Origin of the sequence: Nonomuraea sp. NPDC004580, assembly GCF_040609855.1 — a bacterium.
Classification (GTDB): Bacteria; Actinomycetota; Actinomycetes; order Streptosporangiales; family Streptosporangiaceae; genus Nonomuraea; species Nonomuraea salmonea.
Genome location: NZ_JBEXLH010000003.1, coordinates 287,002 through 304,997 on the forward strand (window position 1 = coordinate 287,002; position 17,996 = coordinate 304,997).

16 protein-coding genes are annotated in these 17,996 nt (G+C 71.0%); 5 read left to right on the plus strand and 11 right to left on the minus strand.

Going from position 1 to position 17,996, the window contains the following annotated elements; genetic code table 11:
* Window positions 1–6 precede the first annotated feature (6 nt).
* The 3 genes from ABZW11_RS06600 to ABZW11_RS06610 all read right to left on the minus strand — a co-directional run bounded on the left by ABZW11_RS06600 (window position 7) and on the right by ABZW11_RS06610 (window position 3,160).
* A complete protein-coding gene (locus ABZW11_RS06600) occupies window positions 7–996 on the minus strand; it encodes a diiron oxygenase (RefSeq protein ID WP_355413345.1) in 990 nt (329 codons plus the stop codon).
* Between the two features lie 64 nt (window positions 997–1,060).
* On the minus strand, window positions 1,061–1,660 hold the full coding sequence (locus ABZW11_RS06605; RefSeq protein WP_355413347.1) for a TetR family transcriptional regulator C-terminal domain-containing protein: 600 nt from the start codon (window positions 1,658–1,660) through the stop codon (window positions 1,061–1,063).
* Between the two features lie 159 nt (window positions 1,661–1,819).
* Window positions 1,820–3,160, minus strand: a complete 1,341-nt coding sequence (locus ABZW11_RS06610) for a HAMP domain-containing sensor histidine kinase (RefSeq protein WP_355413349.1) — start codon at window positions 3,158–3,160, stop codon at window positions 1,820–1,822.
* A gap of 158 nt (window positions 3,161–3,318) precedes the next feature.
* On the opposite strand from ABZW11_RS06610, the gene ABZW11_RS06615 reads away from it, so the two are divergent.
* Genes ABZW11_RS06615 through ABZW11_RS06625 form a run of 3 tightly spaced genes read left to right on the plus strand, consistent with a single transcriptional unit; the run spans window position 3,319 to window position 6,995 of the window.
* The gene (locus ABZW11_RS06615; RefSeq protein WP_355413351.1) at window positions 3,319–4,485 is read left to right on the plus strand and encodes an acyl-CoA dehydrogenase family protein; all 1,167 of its coding nucleotides are present in this window, start codon (window positions 3,319–3,321) and stop codon (window positions 4,483–4,485) included.
* Entirely contained in the window at window positions 4,482–5,504 is a 1,023-nt protein-coding gene (locus ABZW11_RS06620; RefSeq protein ID WP_355413354.1) for an acyl-CoA dehydrogenase family protein, read from the plus strand. Before ABZW11_RS06615 ends, ABZW11_RS06620 begins: the two co-directional genes overlap by 4 nt.
* Complete coding sequence (locus ABZW11_RS06625; protein WP_355413356.1) at window positions 5,505–6,995, plus strand: AMP-binding protein; 1,491 nt, start codon at window positions 5,505–5,507, stop codon at window positions 6,993–6,995.
* Here ABZW11_RS06625 and ABZW11_RS06630 read toward each other — a convergent pair.
* The 5 genes from ABZW11_RS06630 to ABZW11_RS06650 form a co-directional block, all read right to left on the minus strand.
* A complete protein-coding gene (locus ABZW11_RS06630; RefSeq protein WP_355413358.1) occupies window positions 6,974–7,987 on the minus strand; it encodes a YafY family protein in 1,014 nt (337 codons plus the stop codon). The two genes, ABZW11_RS06625 and ABZW11_RS06630, sit on opposite strands and share 22 nt — an antisense overlap.
* A 17-nt stretch (window positions 7,988–8,004) precedes the next feature.
* The gene (locus ABZW11_RS06635) at window positions 8,005–8,994 is read right to left on the minus strand and encodes a zinc-binding dehydrogenase (protein WP_355413360.1); all 990 of its coding nucleotides are present in this window, start codon (window positions 8,992–8,994) and stop codon (window positions 8,005–8,007) included.
* 75 nt (window positions 8,995–9,069) lie between these two features.
* The gene (locus ABZW11_RS06640) at window positions 9,070–10,500 is read right to left on the minus strand and encodes an Nramp family divalent metal transporter (RefSeq protein WP_355413362.1); all 1,431 of its coding nucleotides are present in this window, start codon (window positions 10,498–10,500) and stop codon (window positions 9,070–9,072) included.
* A 64-nt stretch (window positions 10,501–10,564) separates the two neighbouring features.
* Entirely contained in the window at window positions 10,565–11,338 is a 774-nt protein-coding gene (locus tag ABZW11_RS06645; RefSeq protein WP_355413364.1) for a GNAT family N-acetyltransferase, read from the minus strand.
* Between the two features lie 140 nt (window positions 11,339–11,478).
* Window positions 11,479–12,027, minus strand: a complete 549-nt coding sequence (locus ABZW11_RS06650) for a DinB family protein (RefSeq protein ID WP_355413366.1) — start codon at window positions 12,025–12,027, stop codon at window positions 11,479–11,481.
* A gap of 97 nt (window positions 12,028–12,124) precedes the next feature.
* On the opposite strand from ABZW11_RS06650, the gene ABZW11_RS06655 reads away from it, so the two are divergent.
* On the plus strand, window positions 12,125–13,084 hold the full coding sequence (locus ABZW11_RS06655) for a YafY family protein (RefSeq protein ID WP_355413368.1): 960 nt from the start codon (window positions 12,125–12,127) through the stop codon (window positions 13,082–13,084).
* A gap of 95 nt (window positions 13,085–13,179) precedes the next feature.
* Here ABZW11_RS06655 and ABZW11_RS06660 read toward each other — a convergent pair whose 3' ends face one another.
* The 3 genes from ABZW11_RS06660 to ABZW11_RS06670 form a co-directional block, all read right to left on the minus strand.
* The gene (locus ABZW11_RS06660) at window positions 13,180–14,277 is read right to left on the minus strand and encodes a M20 family metallopeptidase (RefSeq protein ID WP_355413370.1); all 1,098 of its coding nucleotides are present in this window, start codon (window positions 14,275–14,277) and stop codon (window positions 13,180–13,182) included.
* Window positions 14,278–14,518: 241 nt separating this feature from the next.
* Window positions 14,519–15,544, minus strand: coding sequence for a membrane dipeptidase (locus ABZW11_RS06665; protein ID WP_355413372.1), 1,026 nt, complete (start codon window positions 15,542–15,544; stop codon window positions 14,519–14,521).
* Between the two features lie 95 nt (window positions 15,545–15,639).
* Window positions 15,640–17,091, minus strand: a complete 1,452-nt coding sequence (locus ABZW11_RS06670; RefSeq protein ID WP_355413374.1) for an NAD(P)/FAD-dependent oxidoreductase — start codon at window positions 17,089–17,091, stop codon at window positions 15,640–15,642.
* Between the two features lie 103 nt (window positions 17,092–17,194).
* Between ABZW11_RS06670 and ABZW11_RS06675 the strand changes: the two genes are divergently transcribed.
* The gene (locus tag ABZW11_RS06675; RefSeq protein ID WP_355413375.1) at window positions 17,195–17,995 is read left to right on the plus strand and encodes a Nif3-like dinuclear metal center hexameric protein; all 801 of its coding nucleotides are present in this window, start codon (window positions 17,195–17,197) and stop codon (window positions 17,993–17,995) included.
* The last annotated feature ends 1 nt before the right edge of the window (window position 17,996 follow it).

Here is a 17,996-nt window from a genome sequence, read left to right on the forward strand (position 1 = left end):
CGGCGGTCACCGAGGTCGTGACGGCCCGGCGTCCGCCCAGATTCCCATGAGCTTCCAGACCCGCCGGCTGACCGGGTTGACCAGCCCGATCTCGGCGCACAGCTCGCGCGTGCGGGCCACCGAGTCGCGAACCTCGCGCCCGGCGTCCGGGTCGCGCAGATAGACGTCGGCGACCACGCCGGCGGGGATGCGGAAGCGCCGGATCATCGGCCCCGGCGGCGCGAGCATGATGCGCGCCATCACGCCGAGCACGACCGGCGCGAACAGGCCGAGCAGGAACCTCCGGTACGCCGGCATCCTGGGCACCCGGTTGCGCAGGTAGTGCCGGGCGAACGAGATGTGCCTGGCCTCCTCCGCGACGTGGATGCGCATGATGATCTCCTCCAGCGGGTGGTGCGGCCTGCCGTCCTTCAGCACCCTGCGCTGGACGTGGTCGATCGGGTCCTCGCCGCCGAGCACGAACACGAAGAACAGCTCGGTCGAGACCAGCGGGATCCAGGGCGCGACCTGCGCGACGGCCGACAGCGGGCGCGGCATGCCACGGATCGGCATCCCGGTACGGTTCACGAACTCCTGGAACATCATCCCGTGATGTCCCTCTTCGATGGTCTCGTGGTAGACGTACCGGAACTCGGGCGACCCGTTGGGCAGCCGGTAGGCGTAGTTGAGCAGCCCGCGCTTGAGCAGGTTCTCGAACTGCAGGCCGATCTTCATCGCGGTGGCCACCCGCCACAGCCCGATCCGCGCGCGCACCTCGGGGGGCTGGGCGCGGTACCAGGGGTGGCCGCCCAGCCGGTCGACCCCGGGCAGCTCCCAGCGCGGATCGGACGGGTCCACGTGGAACTCCGGGTCGTCCCACGGGATGTCGCGGTAGGGCTCCCAGTGCTTGTCGACGGACGCCTTCGAGAGGCGTTCGATGACCGCGCGGTAGGCGCCGCCGTCGCCGACGTGCTCGTCGCGTTCCTGGGGGGCGGTAGAGCGTGGTGCGGACGTCATCGCGGCACTCCTCTCCTCGCCCAGTAATTGTACGAAGCATCCAATAAGCCTGGGAAGGTGAGGGTCACAGGTTTTCCGCGTCCACCCCCAGCTCCTTGGCCGCCGCCGTACGGATGAGCACGTTGACCCGCCGTCGTGACAACACCTTGGGGTGCGTGTGCGTCTGCACCGCGAGGCCGTCGATCAGGGCGAACAGCCGCCACGTCGCCGAGTCGGGGTCGTCGCAGTCGAAGTCGCCGCTCGCCACGCCCGCCTCGATGATCATGCGCATCAGCGTGCGCCCCCTGGCGTCGATGCGCCGGGAGATCTCCTCCAGCTCGGTGCTGCGCATCGCCTCGGACCAGGCGTCGATCCAGAGCCGCCAGCCCTCCGTGGGGATCGCCGGCGAGCAGAGCCTGAGCAGGGAGCGCAGGCGCTCGAGCGGCGTGCCGGAGGAACGTTCGACGTCGGCGAGCGCCTCGAGGTGCACGCGTGCCGCATAGCCGAATGCCTGCGCGAACAGCCGCTCCTTGGTCTCGAAGTGGTAGAAGAGCAGGGCCTGGCTGACTCCGGCCGCCCTGGCGATGTCCAGGGTCCTGGTGTGCCCGAAACCTTGCTCCGCGATCACCTCGCAGGCCGTCTTCAGCAAATCCTCGCGCCGTAATCGGCTGAAACCAGTTGTCACAGCGGGTAACTCTAACTTCTGATCACTAGTATTTATAGGACAAAACGGACGTCAGCCCTTCTGGTTATATGGAGCCCCGGTACGTACACACAGTCCCGTTCATGGTGATCATGGTAGTTGGGGATACCGAACGCCTTTCGGTGGGGTCGGAATACCGGCTCAGCCGCTGACTCTCGGCAGGCGAAGGACGAAACGGGCGCCCGTTTCCGAGCCCTCGATCCGCAGCGTTCCGTGGTGCGTCCCGGCGATCTCCCGCGCGATCGGCAGGCCCAGTCCCGTGCCGCCCGCGTCGCGGCTACGGGCCGCGTCGAGCCGCATGAACCGCTGAAACACCCGCTCGCGGTGCTCGGGCGCGATGCCCGCGCCGTCGTCGAGCACCTCGAGCACCGCCTGCGGGCCCTGCGCCCGTACGGTGACCGTGATCGTGCTCTCGGCGTGCCGCTCGGCGTTGTCCAGCAGGTTCGTCAGCAGGCGGGCCAGCCGGTGGCGGTCGCCCGTGACCACGACGCCCGGCTCCAGCGAGGTGACCACCTGCTTCGAGCGCGGCGTCGCGGTCTCGCCGGCGACCAGCTCGCCCAGGTCGACCGGCTCCAGTGCGCCCGGCTCGCCCGCGTCCAGCCGGGCCAGCATCAGCAGGTCGGTGACGATGTTCTGCAGCCGGTCGAGGCCGGCCAGCAGCTTCGTGCCGGTCTCGCGCCAGTCGGTCTCCTCGGGCGCGAGCATCGCCATCTCCAGCTCGGTCCGCATGGCCGTGATCGGGCTGCGCAGGTCGTGGGAGGCGTCGGAGGCGAAGCGGCGCTGCTGCTCAAGCGCGGACTCCAGGCGTTCGAGCGTCTGGTTGGCGGTCTCGGCCAGCGCCCTGATCTCGTCGGCGCTGTCCGGCACGGGCAGGCGCAGCGACCCGTCGCCGCCGGTGATCGCCGCCAGCCGCTCGGTGATGACCTGGACGGGCGCCAGCGTCCCCGCCACCACTCGCGAGACGCCGAACCAGGTCAGCGCCACCAGCACCACGGTGAACAGGATCAGGAACATGATCGCGGCGGGGCTGACGTACCAGGGCGGCAGCGGGCCGAAGGCGTAGACGACCCAGTCGCCCTCCGGCTCGTAGACGCGGAAGGACACCACGATCTGGCAGTCGCCGGCGAACTCGGGCCGGTCGCAGACCGTGCCGATGCGGGTGGCCTTGTCGTCCTCGGGGACCGTGTGGATCAGGCGCGGCGACCCGGCCAGGTTGGGCGTCGAGGAGACCACCTGCCCGGAGGCGTCGACGACCTGCAGCCCGTCGAGGCCGACCGAGATCACGCGGGGCAGGTCGTGGTCCTTGATGAGGTACACCACGCGCAGGGCGGTGCTGATGACCTCGCGGGTCCTGATGTCCACGATCGTGGTGCGGGTGACCCAGAGCAGCAGCGCGGCGGCCGCGACGCAGAGCAACGTCATGGCCACGCTGGCGAGCAGCGCCAGTCTCGCTCGTATGGATCGGCCCGGTCGTGCGATCACACCCATCCCCCTGCAGGTCAGGTGATCACAATGGGCGGCTTCTCCTCGAATCATCGGAGATTCCATGACGAATCGCCCCGGCACCCACCAGAGCAATGCTCTATGCGTGCCGGGGTGAGCTGACTAGAGTAAGTGAGCACTGATGCCGAGGAGTCGAAGTGAACCTTGCTGAGTATCGGCGTGCGGCCAGAAGCTGGCTGCAGGAGAACGCACCGACCGACGACTACCCGGAGGTCGACGGGATCCCCCGCGCCAAGGAGTTCATGGCCAAGCTGTACGACGCCGGCTACTCCGGCATCAGCTGGCCGAAGCAGTGGGGCGGCCAGGGCCTGACTCAGGCGGAGGAGCGGGTGTTCGCCGAGGAGGCCCGCGAATTCACCCTGCCCACCTACGTCTTCTCGATCGGCCTCGGCATGACCGGGCCGACGATCGTCGACCGGGGCGGCGACGCCCTGCGCGAGCGGTTCGTCCGGCCGCTGCTGCGCGGCGAGGAGATCTGGTGCCAGCTCTTCTCCGAGCCGGGCGCCGGGAGCGACGTGGCCAGCCTGCAGACCAGGGCCGTACGCGACGGCGACCACTGGATCATCGACGGCCAGAAGGTGTGGACCTCCGTCGCCCACCACGCCGACTGGGGCCTGCTGCTCGCCCGCACCGACGTCGACCGGCCCAAGCACAAGGGCCTGACCATGTTCGTGGTGGACATGCACCACCCCGGCGTGACGGTCAGGCCGCTGAAGGACATGTCGGGCCGGGCCAACTTCAACGAGATCTTCTTCGACGCCGTGCCGATCCCCGACGAGCACCGCGTCGGCGAGGTCAACGACGGCTGGAGCGTGGCCGTCACGACGCTGCTGCACGAGCGGCTGTCGATCTCGGCGGGCGTCGGCATGAGCGGCCAGAAGGAGAACCCGGCCGCGCTCGACGCCTTGCGCAGGCAGGTCGACACCGCTGACCCGCTGGTCCGCGACGAGCTCGTCGAGCTGCACATCCGCAGCCGCGCGCTGGAGCTGTTCAACGAGCGGCTGTCGCAGGAGACCAGGGCCGGCGTCTTCCCCGGCGCCCGTGGCAGCGCCGCCAAGCTGCTGCTCGCCGAGCTGACCCAGTTCCAGGCCGACCTCGCCACCCGGCTCGTCGGCCCCGAGTCCACGCTGGCCGGCCACCCGCTCGCCCGCGCGATCTCCATGGCCCCCGGCATGGCGCTGGGCGGCGGCACCAACGAGATCATGCGCAACATCATCGGTGACCGCGTGCTCGGCCTGCCGCCGGAGCCGCGCGTGGACAAGACCGTGCCGTTCAAGGACCTGAAGGTGGGGACGCAGGGGTGAAGCTCGTACTCAGCACCGAACAGCAGGAGCTGCGCGCGGCGGTACGCGCCTTCCTCAGCGCCGCCTCGCCGCTCCCCAAGGTCCGCGAGGGGTACGACCCGCAGGTCTACGCGCGGCTCAACGGCGAGCTCGGCCTGTCCGGCCTGATCGTCCCCGAGGAGTACGGCGGCGCCGGCGCCGGGCTGAGCGAGCTGGCCGTCGCGCTGGAGGAGACCGGCGCGGCGCTGCTGCCAGGCCCCTTCCTCGCCACCGCGTTCGCCGCCATCACGCTCAGCCGGGTGCCCGACAAGGAGCTGCTGGCCGGCATCGCCGAAGGCCGCGTCGCCGCCACCGTCCACTCCGCCGAGGTCTCCTACGACGGCGCCACCGCCTCCGGCCGGCTGCCCCTGGTGCTGTCCGGCATGGAGGCCGGCGTGCTGGTCGTGCCCGCGGCCACCGCCGACGGGCCCGTGCTGCTGGCCGTCGAGCTGGCCGGTCCCGGCGTCACCAGGACCGCGCTGGAGACGCTCGACCTCACCCGCGGCCAGGCCGACGTGGTGCTCGACGGCGCCCCCGCCCGCCTGCTCGGGCCCGCGCCCGAGAGCGGCGTCACCGAGCGGATGTGCGTGGCGCTGGCCGCAGAGCAGCTCGGCGTGATGCGCGCCGCGCTCGACGCCATCGTGGCCTACGCCAAGATCCGCGTCGCGTTCGGCCGGTACATCGGCTCCTACCAGGGCGTCAAGCACAAGCTCGCCGACATGCACGCCAAGCTCGAACAGGCCGAGTCGATCGTCAGGTACGCCGCGTGGGCCGCCGACGAGTCGCCCGCCGACCTGCCGGAGGCGGCCGCGCTCGCCCAGGCGTACGTCGGCCGCGCCTGCTTCGAGGTGGCCCGCGACCACCTGCTGCTGCACGGCGGCATCGGCTACACCTGGGAGCACGACGCCCACCTGTTCTACAAACGGGCCAAGGCCGACGAGGTGCTGCTCGGCCCGCCCCGCATCCACCGCGCCAGGCTCGCCGACCTCCTGGAGCTCTAGATGGACATCAGCGGCCTACCCGGCTTCTACGCCATCGCCGCCGCCGACCCCGGCCGCCTCGCCGTGATCGACGCCGACGGCACCCGCACCACCTACGGCGAGCTGCTCGCCCGCGTCAACCAGGTCTCCCACGGCCTGCGCGCCCGCGGTCTCGGCACCGGCGACGTCGTCGCGGGCGTGCTGCCCAACGGCATCGACGCGCTGGTCATGGTCATGGCCACCGGGCAGATCGGGCTCTACTACGTGCCGATCAACTGGCACCTGACCCAGGCGGAGATCGCGTACATCCTCAAGGACTGCGACGCCAAGGTCGTCGTCACCGGGCCCGGCCACGCCGTGCCGGGCGGCGAGATCGGGACGGACGGGCTCGCCGCGGGCCAACCTGCCGAGGCGCCCGGCGACCGCACCTCCGGGGCCGTCATGTGGTACACCTCCGGCACCACCGGCTTTCCCAAGGGCGTGCAGCGCCCGCTGCCGGGAGCCGAGCCCGAGGCGATGGTGCCGCTGTACGTGTGGTTCCTCGGCGAGGTCGTCGACCTCAGGCCGGGCGACGCGCGGCACCTGGTCACCTCGCCGATGTACCACTCGGCGCCGTGCGCGCACGCCCAGTTCGCGCTGCACTTCGGGCACACCGTGGTGATCGCGCCCCGCTTCGACCCGGTCAACATCCTGGAGCTGATCGACCGCCACCGCATCGGCAACGCCATGATGGTGCCGACCATGTTCCACCGGATGCTGCAGCTGCCCGAAGAGGTGCGGGCCCGCTACGACCTGTCCAGCCTGCGGCAGGTCGTCCACACCGCCGCCGCCTGTCCCGTCGCGGTCAAGCAGCAGATCATGGACTGGTGGGGGCCGGTCCTGTACGAGTATTACGGCTCGACCGAGTCCACCATCGCCTTCGCCGTCAAACCGCACGACTGGCTGGCCAGGCCCGGCACCGTCGGCCGGCCGGTGCCCACGTTCGAGGCCAAGATCTGCGACGAGTCCGGCGACGAGCTGCCTCCCGGCTCGCCCGGCCTGGTCTACGTCAAGTCCAGCATGGGGACGTTCGAGTACCGCAAGGACCCCGGCAAGACGGCCGCCAGCATGCTGGGGGAGTGGTACACCCCCGGTGACATCGGCTACTTCGACGACGACGGTTACCTGTTCCTGTGCGACCGGCGTACCGACCTGATCGTCTCCGGCGGGGTGAACATCTATCCCGCCGAGATCGAGGCGGCACTGCTCGAACATCCCGCCGTCGCCGACGTGGCCGTCATCGGCGTGCCCGACGAGGAGTGGGGGCACATCGTGGTCGCGCTCGTCCAGCCCGCCGCCGGCGCCGAGCCTGGGCCCGCGCTGACGGCCGAGCTGCTGGAGCACTGCGGGCCGCGCATCGCCCGGTTCAAGCAGCCCAGGGTGATCGAATACCGGGAGGTGCTGCCGCGGACGCCGACCGGCAAGCTGTCGCGCTCGAAGGTCCGCGAGGACTACCTCGCCTCCCGTCCCTGATCGCCCGCTCGTCCCTGACCACCCGCCTGTCTCCCACCGCTAGCTCCGCCCGCCCGCCGGTAGCGGTCCGCCAGCTCCAGCACGTGCTGGGCCAGCTCCGGCGGGTCGAGCACCTCGAAGTCCACGCCGACGAACCCGATCCACACCGCGATGCCCCGCAGGTCGTCACCGCCCAGGCCGGCCACGCAGGTGCCGGCGTCCACCGGCTCGACGTCCAGGGGCAGCCGCAGCGACCGCACGTGCTCGGCGGACGCCCGCAGCAGCACCCTCGCGTGGTGCCGCTGCATCGCCGTGCTCACCCCTCGTTCCACGTACGCCGCCACGTCGCCGTCGCCCGGCAGCTCCCTCGGCGCGAACCGGGGGCCCGACGGCGCGCGCGGGCGCACCCTGTCCACCCGGAACGTGCGCCAGTCCCGCCGGTCCACGTCGTAGCCGACCAGGTACCAGCGTCCCCGCCGGTGCACCAGCCGGTGCGGCTCGACGTCCCGCACGCTCTCCTCGCCGTCGTGGCCGGCGTAGCCGAACCGCAGCCGCTCGTGGTCGCGGGCGGCGTTCGCGATCGTCGTCAGCACCTCGGGCGCCACCTGCGGCGCCGTCCCCGGGATCTGCACCGTGTACGTGTTGAGCGCGCTCACCCGCCGTCGCAGCCTCGCCGGCAGCACCTGCTCCAGCTTGGCCAGCGCGCGTACCGACGTCTCCTCGATCCCCTCGACGCCGCCGCCGGCCGCCCGCCCCAGCCCGACCGCGACCGCCACCGCCTCCTCGTCGTCCAGCAGCAGCGGCGGCAGCGCCGCCCCCGCCCCCAGCCGGTACCCGCCCGCCACGCCAGGGGTGGCGTGCACGGGGTAACCGAGCGACCGCAGCCGCTCGACGTCGTTGCGGATCGTCCGCGTCGACACCCCGAGCCGTGCGGCCAGCTCGGGGCCCGGCCAGTCGCGGTGGGCCTGGAGCAGGGAGAGGAGCTTGAGCAGACGGGCCGAGGTGTCGAGCATGGAAACCAGTGTGACGGCTATCGCGGCAAGGACGTCGCCGCGATGGGGTCCACAGGTTGATCGGAGACCAGCAGCAACGCCTTGCCCACCAGCCGGCGGCCCTCCAGCGCCGCGTGCGCCTCGGCGGCGCGCTCCAGCGGGACCTCCAGCCCGATCTCGGCCACCAGCCGCCCGGCCGCCGCCTCCCGCAGCGCCCGTCCGGCGAGCTCCCTGAACGTGTCCGGCGCGAACTGGACCTGCTCCATCCCGACGATCCGCACCCCGCGCCGCGCGGCCTCCGCCAGGTCGATCAGCGCGACCGACCCGCTGGGCACCCCGTAGGCGAAGAACCGCCCGCCAGACTCCAGCAGCTCGAAAGCGGCCCCGCCCACCTCGCCCCCGACGCCATCGAAGACCACCTCGACCGACCCCGCCTCAGGGAACTCCTGATAGCCGACGACGTCGTCCGCCCCCGCCGCCGCAGCCGCACGTCGCTTGGCCGGGTCGTGCGCCGCCGCCGTCACGTGGGCGCCGGCCGCCCGCGCCAGCCGTACGACGGCCAGCCCCAGCGCGCCACCGGCCCCCGTGACCAGCACCTTGGCGCCGGGCTTCAGCTCAGCCGCCCCCACCAGGCTCAGCGCGGCCGGCCCCACCTGGAGCAACGCCGCCGCCTGCCGCGACGACACCTCGTCAGGCACCTCCACGAGGGTCTCCACGCCGGCGACGGCCCGCTCGGCGTACGCACCCCCACCGGGCAGCAGCGCCGCGACCCGCCGTCCCATCCAGGAGCCGTCCACCCCGTCACCCACGGACACCACCGGCCCCGCCACCCCGGTGCCCGGCACGAACGGCGGCTCGGCGGGGAACCAGTCCCGTCCCCATCCGGCGCGCAGCTGGGCGTCGATCGACATGACGTCCACCACCGACACCCCGATGACCACCTGCCCGGGGCCCGCCACCGGTTCAGGAGCCCGCGCCACGCGCAGCACCTCGGGACCACCGTACTTCGTCACTTCAACGACTCGCATGCGTCCGAGTCTGCAAACTCAACCTCGGTTGAGGTCAACCGCGCCGGTGCGCGAGGCGCACCGGCGCGCCCGCCGTCACCCGAACAGCTTCTGCGCCTGCTGGAAGACCACGATCACGGTCAGCGTGCCGAAGAACAGCACCGACCAGATCAGCGCACCCAGCCGGTACGACCGCACCTTGATCGCCTCTGGCAGCGCCTTCCTGTTGAGGACGATCAGCAGGATCGAGTACACGAACATCATCACGGCCGCGAAGCACGCCGAGAACACCAGCAGGATCAGCGGCTGGTCGAGCCCCGCCAGCAGGATCACCGTGCCGACCAGCGCGATCGCCCACACCACGATGAAGTAGACCCGGTTGACCGAGACCGTCTTGTCCCGCAGGTAGACGGTCTTGAGGGTGTCGGAGGCCAGCCGCGAGGTGTAGTCGACGATGCCCATCGCCGAGGCGAACAACGCCAGCGCCCCGATCAACCAGAACAGCACCCCGAACCACGGCCCGACGACGTCCATCAGCACCCGGCCCTCGGCCTCCAGGAACGCGATGCTGTTCTCCAGGCCCGGCCGGCCGAACACCGTCGAGTACGCCAGCATCGACATGAGCGCGATCGTCACGAACGACACCATGGCGAACGTCCACGCCTGCTCCACGTTCGCGAAACGCCACCACGCCTTCCAGCGCGCCAGGTTCTCCTTCGTGGGCGCGAACTGGTAGCCGGTCGACGACACCGCCTCCTCGTGGCCGGTGACCGGGCTGACCAGGCGCGGCACGTACAGGCCCATGCCGAAGCCCTTGTCGCGGATCCAGTTGCTCTGGCACAGGTTCTGGCCGCCGCCGGCGCCCGCGTACGCGATGGCGCCCATCAGGACGGCGAAGTCGAGCGGCGGCACCGGGAAGCGGGCGCCGACCGTCAGGCCGCGGCCGAGCTGCAGCCAGCTCTCCGCGTTGATCGCGACCACGATCGCCACGATCGCCAGCGTCGCGACCAGGGCGATCTTCACGAAGATCACCTTTTCCAGCAGCGTGTAGATGACGGGCGCCAGCGTCAGCCCGGCCGCGATCACGATCAGCATGCCGATCGCGATGTAGCGCACCGAGCCCTGCCCTGAGCCCGTCAGGTACGTCACCATCGTCGCGGACGTGGTCACCCAGCCCGGCCAGAGGTTCGAGCACAACGTCATGATCACGAAGACCAGGCCCCAGTGTTTCCACATGCGGCTGAACCCGGTCAGCGCCGTCTCGCCGGTGGCCAGCGTGTAGCGCTCGATCTCCATGTTCAGGAACCACTGGGTGATGATGCCGATCGCGGCTCCCCAGATGAAGATCAGGCCGACCTGCGAGGCGATGTACGGCCAGAGGATGAACTCGCCCGACGCCAGCCCGACCCCGGCGCCCACCAGGCCGGGGCCGATGATGCGCCAGGTCGATCGGGGTGGCTCGGGCAGGTCGCGGACTTCGACGGTCGGTAGGACTCGCGCAGGAACGGTGGGGGTGAACTCCGTCATGCGGATCTCCTTGCTCAGTATTCCTGCCGCCACATTACAGAGATCCAAAACAGCAGTGGAATACCTAAGTAATCGACACGACGTATTCTCCGCTAGTGGTGAACCCCACCACATGACCGCCCGCCGCCATGGCTCCGCCCAGCGCCTCCCGCATCGCCCGGCGCCAGGCACGCGCCGCGTACGCGTTGTCGCGCCGCAGTCTCTCCACATCGCTCGGCGTGCCCACCAGGAGGAACCGGCTCTTGCCGCCGGTTTCGCGAACGGGCTCCCCGTTCGGTCCCTCCCGCAACGTCATGGCCGCGTTCTGGGGCTCGTCGTTCGGCTCGATGCTCTCCTGGAGGTGCCAGACGGCCAGGAGGCGGTCGGAGGCGTCCCCCTCGTTGATCGCGTCGGCCATCACGCCGTAGAAGTCCGGCAGGTACTCCTCCGGGCGGGCGCCCAGTTTGACCAGGTTGAAACGGGCGTTGCGGCGTACGAGGGGGTCGAACGTCCACGTGATGCGCTCCAGCCCCTGCTCCAGACACCACCACCGCTGGTGCGCCTTGAGCGCGTACCCGATGCCCCGGCCCGCCACGGCCCCCGTCACGTGCGAGTGCAGCGCCCGCCCCGCGGCACGGAACCCCACCGACGCCCCGACCAGCTCGTCACCCGCGTACGCGCCCGCCACGTAGTTCCCCGTGTGCGCGAACCCCACCATGAGCTCCACCGTCGCCGGCACGTTCGTCGGCCCAGGGCGCCAGATCTCGTCGAAGAGCCGGTAGACCTGCTCGAACTCGCCGATCTCCCGCAACTCCCTGACCGTCACACCGGCCCTGGCCGCCGCCTCCTCGTGCTCCATGCCTTCATTTACGCACGCCCCCGGACCTTGCATTCCCTCACCCCCGCCCCCTGACCCCCGACCTCAACCCCAACCCCGCGCCCGCCCCGGCCCCGGCGTACCGGGGCCGGGGCAGGCACCATCTGGAGACACAGGCGGCCTCAGCCCATGCTCTTGGCGCCGTCGAGCGACTCACGGATGATGTCGGCGTGCCCGGAGTGCTGAGCCGTCTCGGCGACGATGTGGATCAGCGCCCGCCGGGCCGACCACCGGACGCCGGGCTGGAACCACGGCGCCTCGGGAAGCGGGTGGGCGACACCCAGATCGGGCAGGGTGGCGACCACCTCGTCCGTCCTCCTGGCCACCTCCTCGTACGCCTCCAGCACCCCGGCCAGCGTCTCGCCGGGCAGCAGCTCGAACTCCGCGTCCCGCGCGGCGTAGTCCTCCTCGGTCATGTCCCCGAAGTTCTTCATCGCAGAGGTGCCGTTCAGGATGAAGTCCACCCAGCCCTTCTCGACCTGGGTCACGTGCTTGATCAGGCCACCGAGGCACAGCGCGCTGGCGGTGGTGCGCATGCGGGCCTGCTCGTCGGTGAGGCCCCGGGTGGTGAAGCGCAGGAAGTGCCGGCTCTGCGCCAGCTCGGCCAGCAGGTCGGCGCGCTCCCCGGTCACCTCGGCGGTGCTGCTCGTGTTCGGCGTCTCGACGGTCATGGGCGGTGCCTCCCTGGTTGCGTTCTCGCTCGCTCACCCAAAGAATGACGCCCATTGCGGCCACTTTCCGTCCTCAATAGCGGAGAGACTAAAAAACATGGCGAACACCAGCACCCGTACCTTGCGCCTGCTGTCCCTCCTCCAGACTCACCGCTACTGGCCCGGCGCCGAGCTGGCCGAACGGCTCGGCGTGTCGGCGCGCACCCTGCGCAGGGACATCGATCGGCTCCGCGAGCTGGGCTATCCGGTGCAGGCCCAGCGCGGCGTCGACGGCGGCTACCAGCTCGCCGCCGGGGCGGCGCTCCCGCCACTGGTGATCGACGACGAGGAGGCCGTCGCCCTGGCCGTCGGCCTCCAGGCCGCCGCCCAGAATCCGGTGGAGGGCATCGCGGAGTCGTCCGTACGGGTGCTCGCCAAGGTCGTGCAGGTCATGCCGGTACGCCTGCGCCGCCGCATCGACGCGCTGCGGGCCATGACCGTCTCCGCCGGCTGGGGCAACCCCGCCAAGGCCGCCGCCGACCCGTCCGTCCTCACCGCCCTCGCGGTGACCTGCCGCGACAACGAACGCATCCGCTTCACCTACACCGCCGCCGACGGCCGCACCACCGAGCGCCACGCCGAGCCCCACCGCCTGGTGTCGCTGGGCCACCGCTGGTACCTGGTCGCCTACGACCTCACCCGCCACGACTGGCGCAGCTTCCGCATCGACCGCCTGTCCGACCCGCGGAGCACGGGGGCCCGCTTCCGCCCTCGCGACCTCCCCACCGCCGACGCCGCCGAATTCATCCAGTCCAGCCTCGACAACGTCTCCCCGCAGTCCTACCGCACCCAGGTCCTCGTCTACGCCCCAGCGGAGGAGGTCCGCACCCACATCGGCCGCTGGGCCACCGTGGAGGAAACCGAGCCCGGCCAATGCATGGTCTCCATGATGACCGACAGCCTGGACTGGCCGATCATGGCCGTCGGCACCCTGGACGCCGACTTCCGCGTCATCAGCCCCCCAGAACTCCTCACCCGCTTCCACACCCTGGGCACCCGCTTCACCCGCGCCCGGTAGAACGGCACCGCCCCCACTCACATGGGCAGAGCGCCACGCGGGCGCCACCTCTGCCTAGTGCCAGCTCTGCCCTGCGCCGCCTCGGGAGCAGGGGCTCAGCGGACGGCCTCGATCAGGGCGCGGAGGAGGGCGGTGCGGCTGGGGAGTTCCGAGACCAGGACGTGTTCGTGGTCGGCATGTGCCCCGCCGCCCACGGCGCCCAGGCCGTCCAAGGTGGGGCAGCCCACGCCGGCCGTGAAGTTGCCGTCGGAGGCGCCGCCCACCGAGGCCGAGGTCAGCGCGGGCAGGCCCAGCCCCGCCGCCAGCTCCTGGGCCAGGGCGAAGAGCGCGGCCGACATGGAGGCTTCGAGCGGCGGCCGGTTGGGCCCGCCGACGACGTCGAGACGGGTGCCGGGCACGACGGGCCGCAGCGCGTGCATCGCCGTATCGACCCGTTCCTGCTCGGCCACCTCCGCCACCCGCACGTCCACCCCCACCGAGGCGAAGGCGGGGACGGTGTTGAGCGTCGAGCCGCCGGACAGGACCGTCGGCGTCACGGTCGTCGCCCCCGCGCCCAGCCCGGCGATGGCCAGGATCTGGTGCGCGAGCTCGATGCCCGCATTGGCCCCCTTCTCCGGCTCCAGCCCCGCGTGCGCCGCCTTGCCGTGCACGTTGACGGTGTAGAGCGAGGTGCCCTTCCTGACCGTCTTCAGCGCGCCGCCGTCGGCACTGGCCTCCATGACGAAGGCGGCGGCCAGCCCGCGCGCGGTGTCCTGGATCAGCCGCGACGACGTGATGGAGCCCACCTCCTCGTCACCGGTGACGAGCAGCGTGACGCCGTCGAGCGAGTCGAGCCCGGCCAGCGCGTGGAACGTCTGCACCAGCCCCGCCTTCATGTCGAACACCCCCGGCCCTCTGGCCACCCCGTCGACCACCGACCAGGGGTGGGTGGTGAGGCTGCCCATCGGCCAGACGGTGTCGTGGTGACCGAGCAGCAGCACCTTGGGCGTGCCGAACGACCAGCGCAGGTGCGTCACGCCGTCGATCACCAGGAACTCGGGCCCGCTGCCCAGGTGGCGCGCCCCCATCGCGGCCACCACCTTGGCGCTGCGGGCCACGGCCTCCAGGTCGCTGGAGAACGACTCACACGTGACCAGCTCTTCGAGATCGGCCAGCATGGCCGCGAGCTGCGGAGTGGTGGTGCTGTCTGTCATGCCGGTCCCCTGTGAGATGCGGTCGTGGTCGGAGAGGCGCTCACCCCGGCGGCGCCCCGAGGTCGCGTAGAAGAAGCGGCCGCACCGGCCGCCCACCATGCCGGCGGGCGGAAGGCGATCGCGCGGCCCGTCCGGACGCATGAGGCCCGTGCGATGCCGCCGGTCACCGGACCTCTACCGGTTGTCCGGGCGTGAAACACCACCGCGGTGGCGCGGGTGTCCAGACGTACGGCAAGCGGCATCAGAGCAGTTCCCCGAGCAGGCGGTGGACGTTGCCCCCGACGATCTGCATGACGTCCTTCTCCGGGAGGCCGCGCGCCAGCAGCCCCTCCGTCACCATGGGCAGCCCTCTCGGCCCCTCCAAGCCGGGGATCGCCGCCTTCGGGTCGACGCCCCTCGCGTGCACGTCCTCGCAGCACGGCGGCGTCAGGTCGTCCATCACCTCGCGGATGAAGTCGGGCCCCAGCCCCACGTGGTCGATGCCGGCGACGGAGGCGACGTGTTCGATGTGGTCGAGCAGCCGGTCGAGGGTCATGTCCTCCGTGCGTTCGGCGAGGAACGGGGCGAAGAAGTTGACGCAGACCACGCCCCCGTTGGCGGCGACGGCGCGGAGCTGGTCGTCGGTGAGGTTGCGGTGGTGGTCGCGCAGGGCGCGGGCCGAGGAGTGGGTGGCGATGACGGGCCTGGTGGCGAGCTCGAGCACGTGGGCGACGCCGGAGGCGCCCAGGTGGGAGACGTCGAAGATCATGCCGAGCCGCTCCATCTCCCGCAGCGCCTCGACGCCGTGCGAGGTCAGGCGGCTGCCCGTGGCGTCCTGGCCGCTGCCGTCGGCCAGCGGAGTGCGCCCGAAGTGGGCGATCGACGCCACCCGCACCCCCAGCCGGTGCATGGTGGGGATCAGCTCGACGCTGGCGTCGATGCCGGGCATGCTCTCCATGGCCAGCACCAGCGCGATCTTGCCCGCGTCGAGCGCCCGGTCGATGGCGGCGGCGTCGGGACAGAGGCTCACCTCGTCGGGGTTGCCCTCGGCCAGCACGTGAGCGCACTCGATCATCCGCAGCGTCTGCCGCAGCGCGCCCTCCGGCAGGTATTGGTCGTCGATGAAGACGGGCAGGATCTGCAGGTCGACCCCGCCGTCGCGGAGCTGCGGCAGCCACTGCTCCCGGAAGAACGAGGCCCACTGCTGCGGCGGGCGTGCGGAGACCGCCATGAGAAGGTCGTTGTGGGTGTCGGCCACGACTGCGCGCTGGTGCAGGGGAATCGTCATGGCCAGGACGCTACCTCGCGCTCATGACCAGCAACAATGTGCCCAGGTCCGATCTTTGGCGTCCGGTCCTGGTCTGACGCACGAGGGCCGGGGTCCTACCCAGGTCCGACGGCCCGGTACGCGGGCTCCGGCGGCCTGGCCGTCAGCCTGCGGTAGAGCGTCGTGGGCCCCGGCCAGTTGTTGGTGACGCGGCCGTCGGCCGTCTTGTACCAGCTCCTGCAGCCCGCGCCCCACACCATCTTGCCCATGGCGACGTCGAGCTGCCGCCGCCAGGCCGCCATCGCCTCGGGCCGCACCTCGATGGGCCCCGAGGCGCCGAGGTGCGGCAGGCACGCCATGATGTGCGCCACCTGGCACTCGATCATGAAGATGATGGAGTTGTGCCCCAGATTGGTGTTGGGCCCGTACAGCATGAAGAGGTTGGGGAAGCCCGGCACGGAGATGCCGAGGTACGCCTCGGCGCCGTCCTTCCACCGCTCGCTCAGCGACCGTCCCTCGCGCCCGGCCACCTCCATCGGCACCAGGAACTCGGTGCTCCTGAAACCGGTGGCGTAGACGATCGTGTCCACCTCGTACGCGCCCTCAGCCGTATCGACGCCTTTGGGCGTGACGCGGGCGATCCGATCGGTCACGAGCGACACGTTCTGCATGGTCAGGGCCGGATAGAAGGAGCTGTCGACGACCACCCGCTTGCAGCCGGGCGGATAGTCGGGGGTGAGCCTGGCCCGCAGTTCGGGGTCGGGCACCTGGTCGCGCAGGTGGCGCAGCGCCCGCTGCCTGAGCAACCCCTCGCTCCACCCCTGGGCCAGCGCCGGGTAGAGGGTGCCCTCGGCGTACCTGTAGATCCACTCCCGGTACGCCCGCTGCACCCCCGGCACGAACCGGAACGCCATCCGCGTCAAGGGCCCGAACGCGGCGTCCGGCTTGGGGATCACCCAGTTGGGGGTGCGCTGGAAGAGATAGAGGTGCTCGGCTCGCTCCGCCACCCGCGGCACGAGCTGCGCCGCCGACGACCCGGTGCCGATCACCGCGACGCGCCTGCCGGTCAGGTCGTGGTCGTGGTTCCAGCGGGCCGAATGGAAGGAGACACCCTCGAACTCGTCCACCCCGGATATGTCCGGCATGTGGGGACGGTTGAGCTGCCCCACCGCCATGACGACCACGTCGAACGTCTCCGTGCGTTCGCCCTCGGTGGACGACGTCGTGACCTGCCAGGCGCCGCCGTCGAAGACCGCCCGCCGCACTTCCGTCCGTAAGCAGATTTTCCGCCTGACGTCGTATTTATCGGCGCAATGGTGGAGGTAGTCGAGAATTTCTGGCTGCTCCGGATAGCGCCGCGTCCAGCTCGCGTACTTCTCGAACGAGTACGAGTACAGATGCGAGGGAATGTCGCACCCCGCCCCGGGATAGCTGTTGTCCCGCCACGTACCGCCCAGATCCGCGGCCCTCTCGAAGACGGTGTACGTGTGGATCCCGGCTCTTTCCAGCCGGATCGCCATGCACAGCCCGCCGAAACCCGCTCCGATGATCGCGACGCGTGGCGCCATGCCAGTCCCTCCGCAAGTCAGGATCCACTTACATTACGCCGAACCCGGCCGCCGCGACACCCCTCCGCCTCCCGCGTACCGGTAGTCTGCGCAGGTGGCTGCTGTGACGTTGACGGACGTGATCGGAGCGCTCGAGGCGGCCTACCCGCCCGCCCGGGCCGAGTCGTGGGACGCGGTGGGGCTGGTCAGCGGAGACCCGGCCCAGGAGGTGCGGCGGGTCCTGCTGGCGGTCGACCCGGTCGCCGCCGTGGCCGACGAGGCGCTGGAGTGGGGCGCCGACCTGATCGTCACCCACCACCCCCTCTATCTGCGCGGCACCACCACCGTGGCCACCACCACGCCCAAGGGCCGCCTCATCCACACCCTGATCAAGAACGACATCGCCCTCTACACCGCCCACACCAACGCCGACGTGGCCAATCCCGGCGTCTCCGACGCGCTGGCCAGGGCGGTCGGGCTGGTGGGCGACCTCGTGCCGCTCCAGCCGTTCCCCGACGACCCGTGGCGCGGGCTCGGCCGCATCGGCGAGCCGCCGGAGGAGACGACGCTGGAGGAGTTCGCCGCGCGGGTGGTCAAGGGCCTGCCCCGCACGTCGTGGGGCATCCGCGTGGCGGGCGACCCCGGCCGTCCCGTGCGGCGCGTCGCGGTCAGCGGGGGAGCGGGCGACTCCCTGCTCGGCGCGGCCAAGGCGGCGGGCGTCGACGTCTTCCTCACGGCCGATCTACGCCATCACCCGGCCAGCGAGTTCGTGGAGGCCGGCGGGCCCGCGCTGATCGACGCCGCCCACTGGGCGACCGAGTGGCCCTGGCTCGACAGCGCCGCGTCCATCCTGCACGAGAGTGGCGTTACCGTTAAAACGCGCGTCTCCGCCACGGTCACCGATGCTTGGACAAGAGGATATTGAT

What these genes read in the sequence shown, in the direction of transcription:
- ABZW11_RS06600 (WP_355413345.1), bottom strand. Translation starts at nt 996, where the DNA reads ATGACGTCCGCACCACGCTCTACCGCCCCCCAGGAACGCGACGAGCAC.
- ABZW11_RS06625 (WP_355413356.1), top strand. Translation starts at nt 5,505, where the DNA reads ATGGACATCAGCGGCCTACCCGGCTTCTACGCCATCGCCGCCGCCGAC.
- ABZW11_RS06630 (WP_355413358.1), bottom strand. Translation starts at nt 7,987, where the DNA reads ATGCTCGACACCTCGGCCCGTCTGCTCAAGCTCCTCTCCCTGCTCCAG.
- ABZW11_RS06635 (WP_355413360.1), bottom strand. Translation starts at nt 8,994, where the DNA reads ATGCGAGTCGTTGAAGTGACGAAGTACGGTGGTCCCGAGGTGCTGCGC.
- ABZW11_RS06640 (WP_355413362.1), bottom strand. Translation starts at nt 10,500, where the DNA reads ATGACGGAGTTCACCCCCACCGTTCCTGCGCGAGTCCTACCGACCGTC.
- ABZW11_RS06645 (WP_355413364.1), bottom strand. Translation starts at nt 11,338, where the DNA reads ATGGAGCACGAGGAGGCGGCGGCCAGGGCCGGTGTGACGGTCAGGGAG.
- ABZW11_RS06650 (WP_355413366.1), bottom strand. Translation starts at nt 12,027, where the DNA reads ATGACCGTCGAGACGCCGAACACGAGCAGCACCGCCGAGGTGACCGGG.
- ABZW11_RS06655 (WP_355413368.1), top strand. Translation starts at nt 12,125, where the DNA reads ATGGCGAACACCAGCACCCGTACCTTGCGCCTGCTGTCCCTCCTCCAG.
- ABZW11_RS06660 (WP_355413370.1), bottom strand. Translation starts at nt 14,277, where the DNA reads ATGACAGACAGCACCACCACTCCGCAGCTCGCGGCCATGCTGGCCGAT.
- ABZW11_RS06665 (WP_355413372.1), bottom strand. Translation starts at nt 15,544, where the DNA reads ATGACGATTCCCCTGCACCAGCGCGCAGTCGTGGCCGACACCCACAAC.
- ABZW11_RS06670 (WP_355413374.1), bottom strand. Translation starts at nt 17,091, where the DNA reads ATGGCGCCACGCGTCGCGATCATCGGAGCGGGTTTCGGCGGGCTGTGC.